General features: G+C 44.4%; 19 protein-coding genes and 1 pseudogene. 16 read left to right on the top strand and 4 right to left on the bottom strand.

Annotated features, from left to right (window positions below; genetic code table 11):
* Positions 1-145 precede the first annotated feature (145 nt).
* Positions 146-568, bottom strand: coding sequence for a GNAT family N-acetyltransferase (locus tag ACFRAM_RS12385; protein ID WP_379466117.1), 423 nt, complete (start codon positions 566-568; stop codon positions 146-148).
* 172 nt (positions 569-740) lie between these two features.
* Here ACFRAM_RS12385 and ACFRAM_RS12380 point away from each other — a divergent pair, with 172 nt between their 5' ends.
* The 8 genes from ACFRAM_RS12380 (at position 741) to ACFRAM_RS12345 (ending at position 10,123) form a co-directional block, all read left to right on the top strand.
* The gene (locus ACFRAM_RS12380; RefSeq protein ID WP_379466116.1) at positions 741-2,723 is read left to right on the top strand and encodes an AraC family transcriptional regulator; all 1,983 of its coding nucleotides are present in this window, start codon (positions 741-743) and stop codon (positions 2,721-2,723) included.
* A gap of 429 nt (positions 2,724-3,152) precedes the next feature.
* The gene (locus ACFRAM_RS12375) at positions 3,153-4,160 is read left to right on the top strand and encodes an ABC transporter substrate-binding protein (protein ID WP_379466115.1); all 1,008 of its coding nucleotides are present in this window, start codon (positions 3,153-3,155) and stop codon (positions 4,158-4,160) included.
* Between the two features lie 19 nt (positions 4,161-4,179).
* The gene (locus ACFRAM_RS12370; protein WP_379466114.1) at positions 4,180-5,103 is read left to right on the top strand and encodes an ABC transporter substrate-binding protein; all 924 of its coding nucleotides are present in this window, start codon (positions 4,180-4,182) and stop codon (positions 5,101-5,103) included.
* Entirely contained in the window at positions 5,100-6,260 is a 1,161-nt protein-coding gene (locus tag ACFRAM_RS12365; protein ID WP_379466113.1) for a phosphotransferase enzyme family protein, read from the top strand. The genes ACFRAM_RS12370 and ACFRAM_RS12365 overlap by 4 nt, the downstream gene beginning before the upstream one ends.
* Positions 6,261-6,891: 631 nt before the next feature.
* Entirely contained in the window at positions 6,892-7,644 is a 753-nt protein-coding gene (locus ACFRAM_RS12360) for an ABC transporter permease (protein WP_066370188.1), read from the top strand.
* 11 nt (positions 7,645-7,655) lie between these two features.
* Positions 7,656-8,417, top strand: a complete 762-nt coding sequence (locus ACFRAM_RS12355; protein WP_379466112.1) for an ABC transporter ATP-binding protein — start codon at positions 7,656-7,658, stop codon at positions 8,415-8,417.
* 28 nt (positions 8,418-8,445) lie between these two features.
* Positions 8,446-9,294: a MerR family transcriptional regulator gene (locus ACFRAM_RS12350; RefSeq protein WP_379466111.1), complete on the top strand. Its 849-nt coding sequence runs from the start codon at positions 8,446-8,448 to the stop codon at positions 9,292-9,294.
* A complete protein-coding gene (locus tag ACFRAM_RS12345; RefSeq protein ID WP_379466110.1) occupies positions 9,287-10,123 on the top strand; it encodes a sulfurtransferase in 837 nt (278 codons plus the stop codon). Before ACFRAM_RS12350 ends, ACFRAM_RS12345 begins: the two co-directional genes overlap by 8 nt.
* A gap of 354 nt (positions 10,124-10,477) precedes the next feature.
* Here the strand turns inward: ACFRAM_RS12345 and ACFRAM_RS12340 are convergent, their stop codons facing one another.
* On the bottom strand, positions 10,478-11,353 hold the full coding sequence (locus tag ACFRAM_RS12340) for an SDR family NAD(P)-dependent oxidoreductase (RefSeq protein WP_379466109.1): 876 nt from the start codon (positions 11,351-11,353) through the stop codon (positions 10,478-10,480).
* 152 nt (positions 11,354-11,505) lie between these two features.
* On the opposite strand from ACFRAM_RS12340, the gene ACFRAM_RS12335 reads away from it, so the two are divergent.
* The 4 genes and pseudogenes from ACFRAM_RS12335 (at position 11,506) to ACFRAM_RS12320 (ending at position 14,061) form a co-directional block, all read left to right on the top strand.
* A complete protein-coding gene (locus ACFRAM_RS12335) occupies positions 11,506-11,958 on the top strand; it encodes a MarR family winged helix-turn-helix transcriptional regulator (protein WP_379466108.1) in 453 nt (150 codons plus the stop codon).
* 84 nt (positions 11,959-12,042) lie between these two features.
* Positions 12,043-12,149: pseudogene (locus ACFRAM_RS12330) on the top strand (sulfurtransferase); the annotation flags it as partial.
* Between the two features lie 242 nt (positions 12,150-12,391).
* The gene (locus ACFRAM_RS12325) at positions 12,392-12,895 is read left to right on the top strand and encodes an SMI1/KNR4 family protein (protein ID WP_379466107.1); all 504 of its coding nucleotides are present in this window, start codon (positions 12,392-12,394) and stop codon (positions 12,893-12,895) included.
* 707 nt (positions 12,896-13,602) lie between these two features.
* Positions 13,603-14,061 carry an SMI1/KNR4 family protein gene (locus ACFRAM_RS12320; RefSeq protein WP_379466106.1) on the top strand — a complete coding sequence of 153 codons (459 nt, stop codon included), beginning with the start codon at positions 13,603-13,605 and terminating at the stop codon, positions 14,059-14,061.
* A gap of 208 nt (positions 14,062-14,269) precedes the next feature.
* Here the strand turns inward: ACFRAM_RS12320 and ACFRAM_RS12315 are convergent, their stop codons facing one another.
* Positions 14,270-15,310, bottom strand: a complete 1,041-nt coding sequence (locus tag ACFRAM_RS12315; RefSeq protein WP_379466105.1) for an NAD(P)/FAD-dependent oxidoreductase — start codon at positions 15,308-15,310, stop codon at positions 14,270-14,272.
* Between the two features lie 185 nt (positions 15,311-15,495).
* Entirely contained in the window at positions 15,496-17,130 is a 1,635-nt protein-coding gene (locus tag ACFRAM_RS12310; RefSeq protein WP_379466104.1) for a class I adenylate-forming enzyme family protein, read from the bottom strand.
* Between the two features lie 219 nt (positions 17,131-17,349).
* On the opposite strand from ACFRAM_RS12310, the gene ACFRAM_RS12305 reads away from it, so the two are divergent.
* The 4 genes from ACFRAM_RS12305 (at position 17,350) to ACFRAM_RS12290 (ending at position 20,541) form a co-directional block, all read left to right on the top strand.
* A complete protein-coding gene (locus ACFRAM_RS12305) occupies positions 17,350-17,790 on the top strand; it encodes a GNAT family N-acetyltransferase (protein WP_175374691.1) in 441 nt (146 codons plus the stop codon).
* A gap of 117 nt (positions 17,791-17,907) precedes the next feature.
* Positions 17,908-18,930, top strand: a complete 1,023-nt coding sequence (locus tag ACFRAM_RS12300) for an ABC transporter ATP-binding protein (protein ID WP_379466103.1) — start codon at positions 17,908-17,910, stop codon at positions 18,928-18,930.
* Entirely contained in the window at positions 18,927-19,736 is an 810-nt protein-coding gene (locus tag ACFRAM_RS12295) for an ABC transporter permease (protein ID WP_379466102.1), read from the top strand. Before ACFRAM_RS12300 ends, ACFRAM_RS12295 begins: the two co-directional genes overlap by 4 nt.
* A gap of 1 nt (position 19,737) precedes the next feature.
* Entirely contained in the window at positions 19,738-20,541 is an 804-nt protein-coding gene (locus ACFRAM_RS12290; protein ID WP_379466101.1) for an ABC transporter permease, read from the top strand.
* Positions 20,542-20,552: the final 11 nt, after the last annotated feature.

Here is a 20,552-nt window from a genome sequence, read left to right as displayed (position 1 = left end):
CAGACAAAATCGATTTATATATAAGACGTTGCAGACCTGAAAACTTCTCACTTTATGGAAATAATAAAAGCCTGCGACATGCGCAGACCAAGAGAGGGAGAGTATTTTATTTGTGTAATCTCTTTCTATGTACACTTAAATTTGTTTATTGCTGTCTGCTTTGAGGTTGCCTTCTCATGAATTTACCGTCTTCCTTCTCGAATCCGTACTGACTATACAGTCCATGAGCGTCTTTGGTAGCCAGGATACCGGACATCCATTCCAGCTCAGGTGCATTCGTGATCACTTCGATCAGTTTCTTCGAGATGCCTTGCCCGCGGTAGGCTTCCAGCACGAACACATCGCACAAATAATAGGTTGTAGCCCCATCCGTGATCAGTCTTGCGAAAGCAATCATTTGATCCCCATCATACACACCATAGCAGACAGAGTTTTGAATCGATTTCTTGATCTTCTCAGGAGAGCGTTTATTGGCCCAGTAGCTGGTAGCCAAAAAATCGATTACTGTGGGGACGTGAACACGCTCTTGATCATCACTAATCACATATTCTTTGAATGGATACTCCATAAGACACCTCCGGCACACTATCTGCAGTTCTTATTTGTATTATTGAGGTATCTGGTATAAAAATCAATAACGGATGGAGGAAGTATATTCTCTTTTTCCTTTACGATGAGAATGGTTATCAATATAATGATAGGACAGAGTCGTCATAGTGTTGGGAGGATTGAAAAGGGCGATGAAGCTATACGATCACATTGCGTTATGGAATCATGCTTCCCTAAAAGTGCTGGATATCCGCCATGGCCTGCTGGAGACAGGCATGGAGATGCAGAGCTACCGTCTGCCGGTCAGTGCTTTTTTGTATGTTCAACGTGGGAATGCAAGCGTACGGATGGACGATGTGCTGCACACTATGAGCCGTAACCATGTACTGCATGGTGGTCGCGGTGCGCGTCTGAATATTTTAGCAGAGGAAGCCTTTGAATATTATCTGGTCTTGTACAAGGCTGTTCTGATGCTGCCTGCATCTAAGAAATTAATGCTGCAATTGGAGAGAGATAATCCGTTTCTTCATCAATATAGCTTCGTTCCGCTGTATCCACTTCCTCTGCGGGGGAAGCTGGAGGAGATGATGGCGAATTGGATGGGGCAGGATCTGCTGAATTCTTTTCATGCACGGTCGTTATTTTATCAATTTGTACATGAGCTTTTAAGTCAGATCAACACCCAAGGGATTCACCCTGTTCATCCAGATCTGCTGGCGCAGGTCGTTCGTTACCTTCAGGATCACTACATGGAGCCTATAACACTAGACATTCTGGCCGAAGAGTTTGACTGCAGTGTTAGTTACTTAAGCAAGCTTTTTAAACAGCGAATGAACGAAAGTCCGATCAAGTTTCTGACACGTATTCGTATGGGGCGGACTGTGAATGATCTGCTTCAAACTGACCTCTCACTACAAGAGATTGCCGAACGGGCCGGATATCCAGATGCCCATACGTTAAGCCGCAGCTTTAAGAAAATCTATGGATTACCTCCAATGCAATTCAGAACGAGAGTCCAAGCTGGGTCTCCTGTACCGGAATTGCCCGTGTCTAATACGAAATCTGCCCTTGTTGCTGTTGAGTCCCGATGCTATAGTTTCAATGGTTACGAGAATGATTATCATTTAGACAAAAGAGGGGGATATCCATTGTACAAAGTCACCAAGTCAACTTCTATGGCTACAGCGGCGCTGTTGTTATGCTTCATGCTGTTCATTAGTGCTTGCTCCAGCACATCAAATACCGTAAATAACAATACCGCTGCAAATCGTACGCAATCCACAGAGACAAGCCAGGAAACAGCCAAAGAGAATTCGAGTACAGGGAATGCAGTTGCAACAACAAAAACTTATACGGATGCTAAGGGGACAGTTACGATCCCCACTGATCCGAAACGGATTGTGGACTTAACTGGAAGTGCGATTGGTAATTTACTGACGCTGGGCGTTAAGCCTGTGGCTGCGACCCAAGATTCGTTAGCTAACCCTTATCACGAAGGAAAGCTGGACGGTATCATTAATATAGGTGAAGAGCCTAATATAGAAGCAATCCTCGCATTAGAACCGGACCTTATTATTGCATTTGATTACATTGAAGAAGCGCAATATGAACAACTCGCACAAGTTGCCCCGGTGATTAGACTTAAATATGGAGCGGGAACCCCGTCAGAACTCTTGATGGAGTTTGGGAAAATCACAGGCAAGGAAGATCTAGCGCAGGAATGGGCAAAGAAGTGGAAAGCCAAAATTGCTGAGGTGAAGCCGAAGATTACGGAAGTTGTTGGAGACAAAACGGTATCGATCCTCCAGCCGTTCGCCAAAGGCATCTACGCTTGGGGAAATAAGGGCGGCCGAGGCGGCGAGATTTTATATGATGATCTTGGTCTAAAAGCTCCGGAAGTGATCCAGAAAGTGCTCATCGACGGTCCTGAATTCGGAACGGATTTATCACTTGAATTACTGCCCCAGTATGCTGGCGACTACATTTTTACAAGCAATTGGGGATGGGACGACGGTAATGCGAATGTTGTGTACGACAGCAAGCTGTGGAAATCACTCCCTGCGGTGAAGAATAACCGGGTATATTTTATTAGTGAAAAGGGTTCCTATTACAACGATCCGATCTCATTGGAAGCGCAGCTGGATTTGATTGTTACGAGCTTTTTGGGCAAATAAGGGAGGGGCGGTATCCATTCCGTTCTTTAATCAAATACGATATACAAAAACGGCCACCTTTTAGAGGTAGCCGTTTTTGTATATGAGCCCCTTCCCCTAAGGAGCAAACCAAACATGCTGAATAATATATCTAACCACAAAGAAAGTTATGATGATCGAAAAGGCTGTTCCGAGCAGGACCGAAACAATAGCTTTATCAGAGCGTGTAGATTTACTCATATCATCACCTCATGGATTTTCCTAAATTATACAATAAAGAATGGGATTTGTTCATCGTAAAAGTAAATAAAACGGAAGTAACCTAAAGAAGTGAAGAAAATGCTTGACCCTCCAGTTACATGGAGGGTTATTATTTTCTCTATACCATTGTAAATACATCGGAATAGGATTTATTTACTTGAGAGAGCTATTGGAGAGGAATGATTCTATATGAAATCAAGTTTATTCACCATACTGGGTATTACCGCTTTGTCGGCCACGCTCTTGTCTGGATGTGCGAGTAGTGGAAAAGAGCAGGCACAAGGTACTAAGCTGGAACCTACCAGCGTTATTCTGGACTGGACGCCCAATACGAATCATACAGGTTTATATGTTGCTTTAGAGAAGGGCTATTACAAGGATGAAGGATTAGACGTACAAATTGTGCAGCCGTCAGAAGGAACGACTTCGACTTTGATCGCTGCTGGAAAAGGTGACTTTGGCGTCAGCTACCAGGAAGATGTAACTTATGCGCTAACCGGCAAGGAACCGCTGCCGATCAAGGCAGTCGCTACGATCATCCAGCATAATACCTCAGGGTTTGCTGCACCGAAGAGCAAGAACATTCAAGGTGTGAAGGATTTTGAGGGAAAAGTATATGGCGGCTGGGGTTCCCCATCGGAGGAAGCGATTCTTCAAGCGGTTATGGAGAAGAATGGAGCCGACTTCAACAAGCTGAAGCTTGTGGATATCGGTAATGATGATTTCTTCGCGGCTACCCAGAAAAACGTTGATTTTGCCTGGATTTTTGAAGGCTGGACCGGCGTACAAGCCAAACTCAAAGGTGTTGAACTGAATTATATTCCGGCAAGAGAACTTGATCCGGCTTTGGATTATTACACACCGATTCTGATCACTGGAACCAAAACGATCGCCGAGAATCCTGACAAGGTACGCAAGTTCTTAAAGGCAACCGAAGAGGGCTACCAATATGCCATCGATCATCCAGAGGAAAGTGCGGAGCTTTTATTGAAGCATGCACCGGAAATTGATAAAACGCTCGCTGTGGAAAGTCAGAAATTTTTGGCGACTCAATATATTGCTGACGCACTGGCATGGGGGCAGATGAAGACCGAGATATGGAGCGGTTATGCGAAATTTCTCAAGGATAAAGGGCTAATTCCAACCGATTTGAAACCGGAAGAAGCTTTTACTAACGAATTCCTCCCGAAAAAATAATGAAAAGGATGTTGACTCCATGAAACACTTAAAGGTTATGCTTGAATATTTCTACCCTTGGACTAATTCAGCCGGGTTCTATTATGCGCGTGAGCAGGGTTGGTATAAGGATGCCGGACTCGATGTGGAGTTTACGGTGTACGATCCGCAGCGGGGCGACACCTTAGCCTATCTGGCGAGAGGAGAAGCGGATTTTGGTATTTTCCCTAGTAATCGGCTATTGGTACAAAGGGAGACACAGCCGGTGGTTGTGGGCGTAGCAGCCATTAACCATAGGGGAATGGAAACTGTACAGACGGTGCGAAGTACCGGAATTCGTCGCCCGGCAGATCTCAGCGGTAAACGGGTGGCCTTGAATCCTACTCCACGGGGAATGGCTATGATTCGGCAGCTGGTTAGCGCGGATGGTGGGGACCCGGATGACATTATCGTTGTAGATAGTGGTTCAAGAGAGTTAACCCCTGATGATATTGCCGCCGGTGAGGCAGATGCAACCTTCGGAAGCTATTGGGCCTGGGAGATCCTTATGGACACCACAGTTCCGGAAGAAGAGAGAATCGTATGGCCTGTGGATGAGATCGGTGCGCCGCCTTATCACAGTTATCTACTAGGGACACAGGTGGAAAAGACTATTCAAGATCCTGAGACTGTCCGCGCTTTTTTGGCGGCTACGGAGAGAGGTTACCAGGCCTTGGTTGCTGATCCGCTGCTGGCCGCGCCAATCTATGAACGGATTATTCCATTTTTCCCTGCCCACCTTGTGGAGCGTTCATTGCCGCTGATTGCTGGTACCTGGCTGCATAACGGAATTTGGGGCGTACAACGTACGGAATTGATCGAACCTTATTCCGAGTGGCTTGCTGATCATGGCATTTTGCAGGATCGGAATGGCTGGAAGACGGCTTACAGCAATGATTTTCTCCCTAAGGAGAATGAGCGATGAGCCGGGAAGGCAACGGTCCGGATCTACTGTCACATGGCATGGGAACAACCCTTGTCCGGCCGGATTGGGCACCGATTACCCTTGAGGAAGTCAATCAATTGTTAAGCTACTATCCAGAGTTAGAGGAAGCTTCGGAGCTGACTTGGCACAGCCCAAGGCCATTCTCCAGTGCGACGATAGTTATCACCGCTACGGAGCGCCTGTTTGTTAAAAGGCATCATCATACGGTTCGTGATGTAGCGGGACTTCTGGAGGAGCATCGTTTTATCCGCCACTTGCGAACCCAGGGAATTCCGGTTAGTAATATCGTCGCAGGAAGAGATGATCTAACGGCCTTTGCGCTCCAAGAATGGACGTATGAGGTGCATCGCTTGGCAAAAGGGGACGATTTGTACCGGGATGCGGTTTCGTGGAGTCCTTTTCTGACAGAGGGTCACGCTTATGCAGCAGGTGAAGCGCTGGCCCGGCTGCATGATGCGGCGGAGAGCTTTGAAGCCCCGGCAAGACCAGTACGTGCCCTGGTATCAAGCTTCTCAATCTTTGGTTCAGCCGACCCGCGCCAGGAAATGGCGGCTTATATTGCACCACGCGAAGCCTTGGGCAAGTATCTGGAGAGCCGATCCTGGGAGCAGGATTTGGAAACGGTCTTCATGCCTTTTTACGACAAACTTGCGCCTCTACTCAACGAGTTGAACCCGCTCTGGACACATAATGACTGGCATGCCTCCAATCTACTGTGGAGTGACAGTGATGAACGGTCGGGTGTCGAGTCGATTCTGGATTTCGGCCTCGCAGACCGTACGAATGCTATCTATGATCTGGCTACGGCAATTGAGCGCAATACGATAGAATGGCTGGCTTTAGATGATCAAGAAAAGGTTGACATTGTACATTACGCCCAACTTGAGGCCTTGCTGTCAGGATATGAGTCGATTCGGCCCTTGAGCAGTAAGGAGACCGCTGCACTTGTGGCCATCCTTCCCCTGGTTCATGCGGAGTTTGCACTGAGCGAGATGGATTACTTTATGGGGATTGTGAAGTCAAAGTCCAACACAGATTTGGCCTACGACAGCTTCTGGCTTGGTCATGCGAAGTGGTTTCTTGGACAGCAGGGCCAAGACTTACTGACCTATCTGGAACAGAGGGCTACTGAGTGACTGGGCGGTACTGTATATAGAAGTATAGAAGTATAGAAGTATAGAAGTGTAATTAGTGGCATTTTTGTACCTTAAATTCTCTGCAAATAGGAGTTAGTGGAGATTAAGTGCAAAATTGTACCTTAAATCTTCCAGAGGACCCCATCAGGCGTGCTTTTTCGGAAAATAAGATACAATAATGCCCTTATTTCCTTTATTTATCTATATTGAAGAAAAATAAGGTACAAAAATGCTGTTAGTTGCGGAGAAGGTCCCTTTTTCTCACATTAAGACGACGGGTGAAGGGGAATATATCTCTTCTAGTGACATCGCTTCGCTGATTTGAACAGCCATGAATTATAGGTCTTGCTGTCGACAGTCTATGTTCCGGTGCCAGCATTCCTGTGGAAAGCTTTCAAGCGAGCGCTTTATGCTGACAAAGCTGAAACTTCCCGTTCACTCAACTTCGCTTTTTGTTAATTTCTTTTGTTCGTCTTATATAGTTAAAGTTTAACATTGACAGAATGTTATGTGGTTGTTAATTTATAATAAACACATAGGAATTATATGAATTTAAAAAATAGCGATAAAGGACCATACTGCCCATGATCCCGGGATATGGTCTCTTTACTAATCGCGGGAGATAACTACCATGGACAAACTTAAAAAGATAGACGAACGGATCTATCCAATTGCTACCCTTCTCATTGCCGTCATTGTGTGGCAGCTAATCGTGACATTGAACCACGTTCCACTCTATATTCTGCCCTCGCCTTTGGCTACGGTCAGTGCCTTGATCAGCGACTTTGGCACCATTGCGGGTCATGTCGGAACAACGCTGTATGAATCTGTGCTCGGATTTGCATTATCGATCGCATTAGCTTTCGTTCTAGGGATATTGATGGACAGTTTTGTCGTTATCAAAAAATCGCTCTATCCCATCCTGATCGTCTCACAGACCATTCCGACCATTGCGCTAACACCGTTGTTAATCGTCTGGTTCGGTTTTGGCATACTGCCGAAAATCCTCATTATTGTGATGGTCTGCTTTTTCCCGATTTGTATTAGTCTGGTGGACGGATTTGAAAAGGTGGACAAAGATTATTTGAACCTTTTCCATTCCTACAAGGCCTCCAAGCTGCAAACCTTCATCCATTTGAAGTTGCCCTATGCGATGGTGAATTTTTTCTCCGGACTCAAAATTGCAGCGACGTATATGATTATGGCGGCGATTATCGGGGAATGGCAAGGCGGGACGAAGGGGATCGGGGTGTATATGGTTCGCACCAAGAATGCTTATGCGCTCGATAAAGTGTTTGCCTCGATTCTGGTTATCGTAATCATCAGTGTGGGCTTTATTTATCTTATCAATTATATATCTAAAAAAACGACGCATTGGAAATAGTGGAGGTTACGATGCAAAATAAAGCACTATTGGAGAAGACTGTCCCTAATTCCGGCGAGAACAATACCTTAATTACACTTGATGGTATCAGCAAATCATATGGTTCTGCGGAGATATTGAAAGATGTCTCTCTGCATATCCGCAAGGGTGAATTCGTATCGATCCTGGGACCGAGCGGTTCCGGAAAAAGCACCTTGTTTAACATCATTACCGGCCTATTGCCGGCAGATAGAGGAACGCTGGACGTTCATGGAGAGATCGGCTATATGCAGCAGAAGGACCTGCTTTTGCCGTGGAAGACGGTTCTGGACAATATTGTTTTGCCGCTGGATCTGAAAGGCTCTAATAAGGAAGCTTCACGTTCAAAGGCGGTATCATTAATGGACCGGATCGGGTTAAAAGGCTATGAGCATCGCTATCCGAGTGAGCTGTCCGGGGGAATGAAGCAGCGCGCGAGCTTTCTTCGCACTTTTCTGGCCTCTGGAGAGATTATGCTGCTAGACGAGCCCTTTGGTGCTCTGGATTCCATTACGAAAGGCAGTATGCAGGCTTGGCTGCTGGAAGTTCAGGAAGCTTTTAATGTTACCATCCTGTTCATTACCCATGACATAGAAGAAGCGATCTTTCTGTCAGACCGGATCTACGTGCTGTCTTCGAGACCAGGAGTAGTGAAAGAAAAACTCACTGTTAGTTTTAACCAGCAGAATAAGAGAGATCGGCTCATTAATCCTGAGCTATTAGTATTGAAGGAAACCATTAAAGGTCTTTTGTAAGAGTAAGCTCTGAAAAGGGGGAGACGAATTGGAATGGTACACCATTGGAGAAGTGGCAAAGACATGCAATGTTCCGATTCGGACACTTCGTTATTACGACGATATCGGCTTGCTGACACCCGACCGCATCGCTCCTGAAAGTAACTATCGGTATTATTCGGTGGAAAGCATACGGAAGATTCCGCTGATTAAATATTACAAGCAACTGGGCTTTAAGCTCGATGATATTCGTCAGATGCTGGAGCGCTCCAACTTTGAAGTGCTGGAAGACTATATGACTAAAGAACTGCTGATCGTTGAGCAGCAAATGGCGGAGCTGCAGAAGAAACATTTTGCGATTAAGGAATGGCAGCGGCTGCTGAAGCAAGGGGAGACGCTGCTGGCGACACCGCGGAAGGATAAGGATATCGAGATTGCCCCTTTTCCACAATATCGTACGTTGAAGTTCCATTATGAGATTTCAGACCCTCAAGCCGCCAATATTGAAGTGCTTTATAGCAACGTGCTCGTCGGGCTCTGCAACCAGCATAATGTATTCGCGTATGGGCCTTTTATGCTGTTCTTCGAAGATTTTGATCAGCGTATCAATCATACCTTCACATCCGTAGATTGCTACACAGCGGTGATTGAGGATGAAGCCAATGCGGCGTTGACGACAGGGGTGGGAGGATTTCAGGCCATAAGTGTAGTTCACAAAGGAGATTACAGCACCCTCTCTGATACGTACCGGAAAGTGCAGCATTGGGCACAAGAGCAGGACATTCCGCTTCAAGGGGCTTCCTACGAAAGATACATCATTGATCCTTGGAGTACCGCGGTCAGCGATAACTATGTAACTGAACTGATTTTGCCTATTGGAGGAACTGATTATGTCTAATTTAATTCATTCATCTGAGGCTGTATTGCGGCTGAATGATCCTAACACGGTATTTGCGGACGTTCGTTTTGTATTGGGTGAGCCATCAGCCGGTTATGAAGCCTATTTGCAGGGGCATATTCCCTGTGCTGTATTCTTTGATCTGAATACCGATCTTTCGGGTCCAAAAGAGATTCATGGAGGCGGCCACCCGCTCCCCGATTCTGCTGTGTTTGCGGAGAAGCTGGGGCAAGCCGGGATTGATGAGGAAAAAGAAGTGATTGTGTATGACGATCAGGGAGGCAGTATTGCGTCACGGCTGTGGTGGATGCTAAAGCATGCCGGCCATGAGAAGGTGAAACTACTATCTGACGGTTTTTCTAGTTGGAGCCAAGCAGGCTATCCGGTAACGGATGAGCCATCACATCCTGTGGGTACCAAGTTTTCACCCCGGTTTAACGACAGCCTACAGGCGACGATTACTGAGGTTAAGACTGGTATCGGTCAGGAACAAAGAGTATTAATTGATTCACGGATACATGATCGCTATACCGGTGAGGATACATCGAAATACCAGAAGGCAGGTCATATTCCTGGTGCCATTAATCATTACTGGGAAGAAGGATCTCCGAGCGGGGTGTTCCTTGATGGCATACAGCAACGTGAACGCTTTAAGGCCATCCCGGCTGACCGGGAAATTATCGTGTACTGTGGAGCAGGGGTAACGGCTTGCCCCAACGTGCTGGCATTAACCGAAGCAGGATACACAGATGTGAAGCTGTATGTGGGAAGCTGGAGCGATTGGGTTAGTTATGATGAGAACCCGATTGCGACTGGGGAAGAAAAGTAGGGTGAAGCAGATATCCAGGTTATGACTTAGAGTACATCGTTTATGTGGCGATGTACTTTTTGCGTTGCCCTTATAGATTTCGAAGTCAACAGAAGATAAACGTGTACTCCGTGTAACCATTTTCTTTGAGTCCCGAAGTCCTGCCACTGATGGTCATACCAAGACTACACACCTCCCTGAGAAGGGCGGCTGAAGAGCCGCCTTCCCTCCGGGTGTTTATGTTGCTATCTTAAAAGTCAGCAAGTGTTCGGAATAGTCAACGGGAAGTCAACGAAGTGCTGTCTGAAGGTTGTTTGCCGAATAAAAAGGTGGGATTGGCTTCATAGATGGATTTATCGTTTGGTTGAGCAGTATTTATTTTAGAAAACCTCTTTGAATAAGCAAATCTTGGGTATACTTCCATAACCTCTTTTGCATGGTGCCATCTCGGCCAGGCTGTACAGGAGTAATAGGCTTTCCAGTTCCTACATTGAAATACCCTCCAGTCTCCACTTGATATTTTGGGTCTAGGATTAATCTAGTTATAATTTCAGCACCTTTTTGAGGATTACCGATATTAAAAAATTTCAAAATTCTTTCTAGAATAGCTGCAAATTTAAGTTCACGCCCAAGACCTGTCACATTGAATCCTGGGTTCAGGGCATTCACATTTATACTTGTATCGGAGCATTGTCGAGCTAACTCAATTGTAAACATAATGTTCATTAACTTGGTTTTTCCATAAATAGGAGATGAGCCTCGTGCTGTAAAAGGCGCAGTATCAGTTAAATCTTCGGGCAATTTTAACACGCCATGGTTGCGTGAGGCTTCTGATGCTACATTAACTACGGTAGCTTTTCCCGCGTTCTGTAAGGACGGTTTTAAGATGTGTGTCAACAGCCATGGTGCTAAATAGTTGACAGCAACCATTTCAGGAAATCCTTCAGATGTGACGCGAGGTTTAAACGCGTGAATTCCTGCATTATTTAGAAGTACATTGATGATAGGATACGCAGCTATAATTTCTTGACCAATTCGAATAACTTCACTCATTAAAGATAAATCTCCGTAAAAAAAATCTATTTTTGCTGAAGATGTAGTATCTTGAATAATCTTTTTCGTAGCTGCGGCCCGTTCCTTACTTCTAGCCGTTAAAACCAGGTGAAAGCCTTGTTTTGCTAATTCAATGGCTACTATCTGACCTAGACCACTTGTAGCTCCGGTTATGACAACTACTGGACTTTTCTGCATGGCTCATTCTCCTTTATGTGATACAATATTTTCAAAATGAAACAAAAAAATAAACGAGTAATTTAGTTGATATATATCCACTATATTTATTTGATGGATATATGTCAATTAAATTTAGAATTATTTTGTATATACAAGAAAGGTGAAGAAGAATGGAGCATCAACAACATCGTAATAAACCAAGAGAAGAATTAGAACTGGAGTTAGGTATACAAATTAATGCCCTGATTAGTTCTGCACATGCACTAAATGTAAGGGCTGCTAATCTCTTCGATTCGTCTATTCAACCTGCGGCTTTCCATATTATTCGTTGGCTATACTCCTATGGGGCTACAAGTGCCGCGGGCTTGGCAGAGTCAACAGCTATGGACCGTAGTTCTGTAAGTCGCTTAATCAAACAGTTGGAATCACTTGGGTATATAAGAAGGGAACCATCTCCTAATGATGGCCGAGCCATTCTTCTTTCCCTTACAGAATACGGTTATCAACAAACAACTCATGCTCTAAAAGAAAAAGAAACCGCTTTTTATGAACGAATTTCAAAATGGAATGATGTGCAAATACAAGATTTTATCCAAATGCTCAAAGAATTTAATGCAAAATAATAAAAATATGCATCTACAAAAATAAGCGGCGAACCTTATGATCTTGATATACAACATGAAATACTTGTTGATCAGCAATATGCCGTTTTTGCACTGCAAGAAGCTGGATTACAAATGTGAAGCTATATGCTGGCAGCTGGAGGGATTGGGTTAGTTATAACGAGACCCCTATTGCGATGGGAGAAGAATAGATGCGTAAAAATGCATAGCAGTATGTAAAGTTTAAATACATCGCCAAGCGGTTTGTATATCTTGGTGGTGTATTTTTAATGTCAACACGGAGATAAAATGAAGCAACAAATGAAGTAGGCGCAAACGGGTTTATGCGACGAAAAACCGGACTCTTCTTTTCGTAAATAGGTCCGGTTTTTTGCTACAATGTACCAAATAGTAAAAATTGAAGATGTTAGAAAACGATTAGAAGGAGATGAATATGAATAAAAAAATTGGCGAGTTTATTATTTGGGCTACTGAAAACCGTTGGGATATAACCGAAAAATCCGGGTCTCAATTAAATTTGGATAGTAGCATTACATCAAGATTTAAAGAAATCCCAAATGAATATTTAGATTTTTTAAGTATGGTTGAAAAATGTATTACACCAAATGAGAAGACCTGGTTTATTTGTGAGGATGAGTTCAATGATAGCTCAGCTAGTGCATTTAAATGGAATGAATATGAATCGCTTAGTTTAGAAGCAGCAATGGATGATTACATTTGGAAATCCGAAATAACGTCCTGGTGGGATAATTACTTGCCAATTGTGATGTCAGTTGATGGTGGATATTCCTTCTATGCAATTGATTTAACAAATGATAAAGGGGTTATTGTGCGTGGATGTGAGCCCGAATTTGAAGAAATTGAAAAAGTAGCCAATACGCTTGAACAATTTTTTGATTTAATAATGTCAAATTCAGTAGAGTTCAGTGTAACATAAATAGTGAATAACAAAAATATGACCGGAGCGCAGTACACTAAATCGGTCGTATTTTTGTTACAATCATTCAGTTAATGGGCATCATAGTTGAGCTGAGAGAATACTTAAATAAGCGATAGGCATACAAAACAATGTTACTAGTCATTCAACGAAAACAAGGATTAGGCAACTTCCATTATCAAGTGCTGTGGTAATAATTGATATTTTATCGTTTACAACATGTGTTGAAGTTGCGAGTTTTCATATCCCTCCTGAAAATAAAAATGACCCCTCGAAAAGCGGTCTTGGTAATAGTCACAACTATAATGTATTTAAGTGATCATTATAAAAAAAGAAACAACCATCCGGCGAAAGATGCCTTAAGACTTGCCTTTACAGATATCGCGGTGGATCATATCCTATGTTATATCTTTAGCACTGTACTCAGGAGTATCGAGGTCAACAGAGAGAACATCCCTAGAGCGGTCCTAAAATCGCGAAAGTCCACAAGGGTCAATGGAAGGCGACGACGTTACCGCCACGGGACAACCTAAAGTTTTACAAAGTTAAGGTATGCCTGTACCTGTGGTTAATACCAAGACATCCGACTCCAGAAAAATATAGTGAATTAACAATAGGAATGTAGGCACTGTACCCGTTATTTTGTTGTGCTACAATATACAAAAAGTATAGCAACTGGAAATGAAAAAGGAGAGAGGATAACAGCCATGTACGAGCGTTTAGCAGATAAACTGAAGACAACCTCTGCATTGAAATGGTTTTCCGGTCATGGGGCAGAAGAGAGCTGGATAGCGGAAGTAGAAGAGGAATTAGGATTCAGCCTGCCTCCGTCCTACCGCTGGTGGCTGATTCATTACGGTAATGCGCGGTTGAATGGCGGAAATATTCTAACGGTTGGCGATCCAGAACATAGAGATTATGACGATAGTGACCTGCTCTATATCCATAGACTGAATAAAGCTGAGGAGTGGTGGGTAAGTCGGTTTCCGGACAGACTGGACTTGTTCGTTCCAGATAGTGACGAGCTTTACTTTTTTGATATATCTTTGCGAAACGAACAGGGTGAGTTTCCGGTTATGTGTTACGATCTAATGAATGATTTGATCGACACGTATGCCTCGACATTTGTGGAATTTCTAGAGCGGCTGATCGATGAGCATTCATAACTAAAAACCAAAGACAGGAATGGGCACCGCCTATTCCTTAGCTTTTGCCTAAGGGGTAACATGAAGCAAGTTTCTTTATATTATCCACTGACGTATTTGAGGTTGATACAGTATTTAATTTGGAGTACATCGCTCATGTGGCGATGTACTCTTTTGCGTTGTGCTTAGGAGCATCGAGGTCAACAGCGAGAACATCCCTCGAGCGGTCCTAAAATCGTGAGAGTCGACAAGGGTTTAATTCACTTCTTGATTCCCGATCAATTATTTCACTTGCAGCCAGTTGTGCAATCAGCGGAGCCAGTGTAATCGCAGAATGCATCACCGCCAGATAAAGTCCCTTTATGTGATCTTGGAAGCCCACGATCGGATAACCGTCTTCAGGCATTGGTCTCATCCCGACCTGTATGCTTTCCAGTTCCATTTGGTTCCCGTCCTTCAGACTGCGCCGCAACGTGTCGAACGCCCGCATACCGACCGCTTCTGGTCCGTTTTCCTCCGACTCGTCGATATAATCTTCCGCCGCCAGCAGCGTATGATCTGTCAGTTGACGCGCTTCAAACTGCGCATTTGAGATTAATGTGCGTATTAGTTTATTCGGTGTCCTCATCCGGATCAGAATGGAAGGCGAAGAGGTTACCGGCACGGGACAACCTAACGGGTTGCAAAGTTCGGGTAGTCCTGTACCTGCTGCCAATACCACGACATCCGACTCTATAAAACCCTTGGACGTATGGACGCCGATCAGCCGGGAATTTTCTTGCTGCAGCTGTGTAACGTTGGTACCGAACAGAACCTTTGCTCCGTACTCCTGCGCTTTGCTTAACAACAGCTCCGTAATCTCTATAGGGTCCACCGCACCTTCTTCGCTGACAAACATCGCTTCATCCGGATATTCCTGCAGATTCGGCTCCAATAACTCAAGCTGCTCCCGGTTTAATTTTTGAAAGTGGGGTTGCTCTCTTAAGGGCGGAGTCCCCCAAGTCAGCGCTCCATGCCAATGAATTTTCAGTTCGGGCAGCTCCTGCTGAAGCGCATGATATTCTTCCAAAGCCGCATCGTACAAATGCCAGTACTCGGGAGCCACCTTATGAGTCGTATGTATCCAGGCAAAAGATTTTTCCGTGACTTCACGCGCCGCAGCGGGGTGTCGTTCAATAACGGTTACATCTTGATTCCGTTTGGCTAGATGATAGGCCATGGACGCCCCGACAATTCCTGCGCCAATAATCACGATTTTTTGTTTGTTCAATAATGACTCCTCCTTTTGTCGCCCCATTGTAACATGGGCTTTATGATAATCAGACGTTATAACATATGAGGGTAGCTGGAGTGATGGGGTTAGTTAGGTCGAAAACCGATTGCGACGGGGAGTGAGTAAGATCTGAGAGCAGTAACATAGGTTAGAGCGAGTAACTTAGGTCCATCTCGCAAGTTTTACGACTTGAGCGGTGTATTTTTTTGTTTGCGGTCAGAGGTGGCAATCAGCTGTGATATCAGTTTTCTAATTTCTGTTTTGTTCAATTTCCCTACGGAAGTTCTAGCAATGGTCTCAACGATCTTCAAACGGGTAGGAATCTTATACTCAGCGATTTGTGGGAGGCAAAATTGCTGAATTTCTCCCAGGGTGAGCACAGATCCTTGTCTAAGGATGACCACTGCGGTAATTTCTTCACCCTCATCTGGCAACGGTGTTCCGATCACGGCCGTCTCAAGGATTAAGGGATGCTTACTCAATACTTCCTCGACTTCAGAGCAGTACACATTGGAACCACCCACTATAATCATGTCTTTCTTTCGATCCAAAAGATATAAATAGCCGTCCTCATCAAATTTGCCCAAATCCCCGGTATGGAGCCATCCGTCTCGTATCGCTTTGTTCGTCTCTTCAGGGTTGTTCCAGTAGCCGAGCATCACTTGTTCACTTTTACAAACAATTTCACCAACGCTTCCATATTCCACATCATTTCCTGAGTCATCGATTAAACGTATTTCAAATGGTGTTTGACCCCAATTTATGATATGAGATGGATTACCGACCGATAAAAGGCGATGGAGCTTGCCCTCAGCAAAGCATTGGTTTACCGATAGAAAACTGATGAATTGACCGCTCTCTGTTTGTGAATATACCTCGGTTAATTGTGCGTTTGGAAAAACTTCACGTGCTCTGTAAAAGGTGCTTTCGCTGATGGGAGCTCCGCCGCATGATATGCTTTCAATAGATTGTATATTTCGAGTATGTATATCCTCCAAGTTGATGATATCTCTGAATAGAAGTCCGACAGTACCTAAGGTTTTTAGTTGCTCACATTCAATAATATCTACCACCTCTTGAGCTTGCAGAGGATAGGACCCAGGATAGATGAGGCAGCCGCCTTCAAACAGTGTGGTCCAAAGTATAAATTGACCCGTCAGATGAGCCTGATTGGGAACAAGGGATTTCTTCGTGGGATTGTGCCCTCCGCCTCTATCCTGGTTCATGAAAGACCAATAACTGATATTACGGTGAGAATGCATCACACCTTTAGAGCGGCCCGTCGTGCCTCCTGTATAAATAATAAGTGCAATCTCATCGGGGTCTGCTACATACCACTCCGTCAGAGGAGGGGACATGGCAATAAAGCTTTCTATTGAATTGGGGCGCTGCCCCGATTTGCAGGGAATGGAGTATGTAATATTCAGTGACGAGACACATTGGGATATTTTTAAGTCATCAGAGTCGTATACTACTGCAACAGGAGTGGCATCCTGGATGATCTGATTCATTTCCTTAGGAGCTAAACCAGGGAAAATCGTAACCGGAATCGCACCGATAGCGATCGCAGCGCACTCCGCAATAGCAAGATAAGGGCAAGGATCGCTTAGGAGAGCAACCCGGTCGCCAGGTTTTATACCGAGGCTATTTAATCCATGAGCAACCCGGCTCACTTGATTCAATAATTGATCGTAAGTTAAGTATTCGTTTCTATACTTCATAGCATAATTGGTTGGGTGCATCTGAGCAACGTGGGGTAGTATTTTTGAAAGCAGTATTATTTTTTCCTCCTCAAGTTTATATCTGATAATATACATATATTTACCATACTATAAAACTATAGCATTATAAAATCCAAGTGACAAATAGCTATGTATTAAGTAATTAGATTATTCTGCTGAATAGTTACTGCGATAAATATCGCTAATCTGGAGACAGGATTCTTTAGCTTTAATTATTTTCTACGCCTGGAGCGAAACTTGATTATGGTATAATTTCCTAATTATTATGTGCAGATTTCTACTGGGGGTAGGCATATGCTAGAGATTACTTTAGACGATATCAAGATTACAACAGATGGCAAAGACACGGATTATGACCAGATGTGTAACAACCTCTATGAGTACAATGTTCGTGCAACTAACGGGCTGCTCAAAAAGCCGGGGAAGGATATTAATTTATATCTCAAAGATGACTCAGGCAACGTCGTCGGAGGGTTGTTTTGCGAAACCTGGTTATGTGGTCTGTATTTAGATGTTTTTTGGATTGCCGATGAATACCGGGGCAAAGGTTATGGAAAGATCATGATCGCTGAAGCTGAGCGGCTAGGAAAAGAGTTGGGCTGCATATTCGCTCATACCTGCACATTTACTTATCAAGCACCGGAGTTTTATAAGCGCATGGGCTATGAGGTTTTCGCCGTGAACGATGAATATCCAGAAGGGATAAAGCAATTTTTCTTAAAGAAAAAATTATAGATCTCCTGTAGCGTAAAAATGATAATTAATACCACACTGAAAAAGATTGGAATACCATCTATCTATATCTTTTTCCATCTTTTATGATGAAGGGAGATTTTGTAGAGGAGGTCAGCCATGCCACTGATTCAAGTAGATCATCTGCGTAAGGAATTCAAACGGCAAAAGCGCAAGGACGGGTTTTGGCCATTGATGAAAAGCCTTGTATACCGAGAATACGAGCAGAAGGTTGCGGTCGAGGACATTTCATTTACGATTGATCAGGGTGAGATTGTCGGTTATATCGGTCCGAATGGTGCAGGAAAATCGACAACGATCAAAATGATGGTAGGCATCCTCGTCCCGACCAGCGGCAATGTGCGTGTGAACGGACTCGTACCGTTTGAAAATCGCATTGAAAATGCGCGGAGAATCGGCGCTGTATTCGGCCAGAAAAGCCAGCTATGGTGGGATACTCCGGTGATTGAATCCCTTCGGCTGACGAAGTATATGTATGATATCCCGGAGGATCGTTATGTACAGAATATGGCGCTGTTTAGCGATATTCTCGGACTGGAAGAATTCAAAAATGTTGCTGTTCGTTCGCTAAGCCTTGGTCAGCGGATGCGCGCAGATCTGTGTGCGGCGCTGCTGCATGATCCGCAAATCGTCTATCTCGACGAACCCACGATTGGGCTCGATGTTGTGGTAAAGGAACGCATCCGCGAATTCATCCGGCAGATTAACCGGGAACGAGGAACCACCGTCATCTTAACGACCCATGATATGGCTGATATCGAGAAGCTCTGCAGTCGCGTGATGGTCGTCGATCACGGCCGGCTAATGTATGACGGCAATCTGCATACGCTCAAGAACGATTACGGCAACATGGAGAGCATGGAGCTGGATACGGAAGAGGATTTTGTCATGGATGATGCCCTCTTGCGAATGGGAATTTCGTTCAACCGGACTGAAGAGGCCAAGACCCAGCTTGTCTATGATAAGAATAATATTAATTCGTCCGCGGTGATTAAATGGATTATGGATCGCTATTCCGTTCGTGATTTCAAGGTCAAGGAAACGGAGATCGAAGAGATCATTCGAAATCTGTATGCCGGCTTTAGTCAGGAAGAGCCCAAGCGGCAGGAAGTGACCGTATGAGAATTGCACTTTATCGGGAAATGACGCTGAACGCCTTCCGTTCATTGCTTGCTTTTCGCGCTGAGGTACTGCTCTACCTGTTTGGGCAGCTATTTAAAGTCCTCGTGCAAATCTATATTTGGTACGCTTTGTTTGGAGATAATAATCTGTTGAGCTCACAAGCCGGTACAGTTAGTCTACAGGAAATGATCACCTATGTTGTGGTCAGCTCAGTGATCTCGGTGTTTGCCACAAATGACGTGATTTTTAGTGTAAGCTCGAAAGTATCGTCGGGCGAAATTGCAATGGATCTCATTAAGCCGATGAGCTTTCGCTCCGTCATTTTCTGTCAGGCTTTGGGCACGAACATATACCGTATCTTATTTGAATTAATACCGTTAGTCATTATCAGCATGTCATTCTTCCACGTACAGCTCCCCTCGCTGGCTAACGGCCTCATCTTTCTAATTCTCGTCTTCAATGGCTTGATTCTTAATTTCCTGATTACGTATACGATTGGGCTAATCGCTTTCTGGTATATTCTCGTTTGGCAGGTGAACACGGTGCTGGGCGGACTAATCCGGCTATTTTCGGGCGCTTTTATTCCAATCTGGTTTTTCTCGGATTCGCTTGTGCAGATTTCTTACATCCTTCCGTTTCGTCTCATCTACTATGAACCAATCTCTGTATACTTGGGAAAAGTCACAGGCTGGTACGATCTGCTTGCCATCGTTCTACAGCAATTAGCCTGGATGGCCGGTTTTTTGTTGTTGCAAAAATGGATGTGGTCGCGAGCTGTTCACAAGCTTGTCGTCCAGGGAGGCTAAGATGAGATACTTGAAACTCTACGCGCGGTTTATCCCTATTTATTTCAAAAGCAAAACAGAGCACGGCTTCGGCTTTTACATGGACTTTATCGGATTTGCGCTCACGCATGTGGTCAGCTATACCGTGATTTGGGCGTTAATGAGCCGGTTTCAGACCATAAACGGTTGGAATATGTATGAGGTCATGCTGCTGTACACCCTTAATATGCTGACCTATGCGGTAGCAGCGGTCTTTTTCTTTTTTCAAATGAATGATGTTGAAGATGATGTGCATAAAGGCTCTTTTGATAGCCTGCTAGTCAAACCGATCAATCCTTTCATCCATATGATCATTCGCAGTTTTGGTCATTTCTTTCTCGGTGACATTGCCATCGCGGTAATCATGCTGGGTGTCTGCTTCAGCCACCTGAATATCCATCTTCATTGGAGTTCTTATCTTAGCTTTGTCGTCATGCTGCTGGGAGCGGTACTCGTTCAAGCTTCTTTTATTATCATTACTGGTTCGATGTGCTTCTGGATTGTTCGCGCGAGGTCGGTTAAGAATATTGTGATTTTCGGAATTCGCGGCTTTGTCGATTATCCCATTTCAATCTATAGCAAGATTATGCGGATCCTATTAACTTTTGTCATTCCTTATGGCTTCGTCAATTTCTATCCATCCCATCTAATCCTGAATAAGGAGGGAGGCTCGCTGTTCGCATCATGGCTTCCGTATACCACTCCGATCATCGGTCTTCTCCTGTTCTTCATCGCTTATCGGGTATGGAATGCGGGGCTGAACCAATATCAGGGCACGGGGAGTTGAGAGGGGCGGAT

Origin of the sequence: Paenibacillus sp. NPDC056722 (assembly GCF_042790635.1) — a bacterium.
In the GTDB taxonomy this organism is placed as follows: domain Bacteria; phylum Bacillota; class Bacilli; order Paenibacillales; family Paenibacillaceae; genus Paenibacillus_AQ; species Paenibacillus_AQ agri.
The sequence above is the reverse complement of the archived record's forward strand: the minus strand, read 5'-3'. Positions and strand labels throughout refer to the sequence as shown.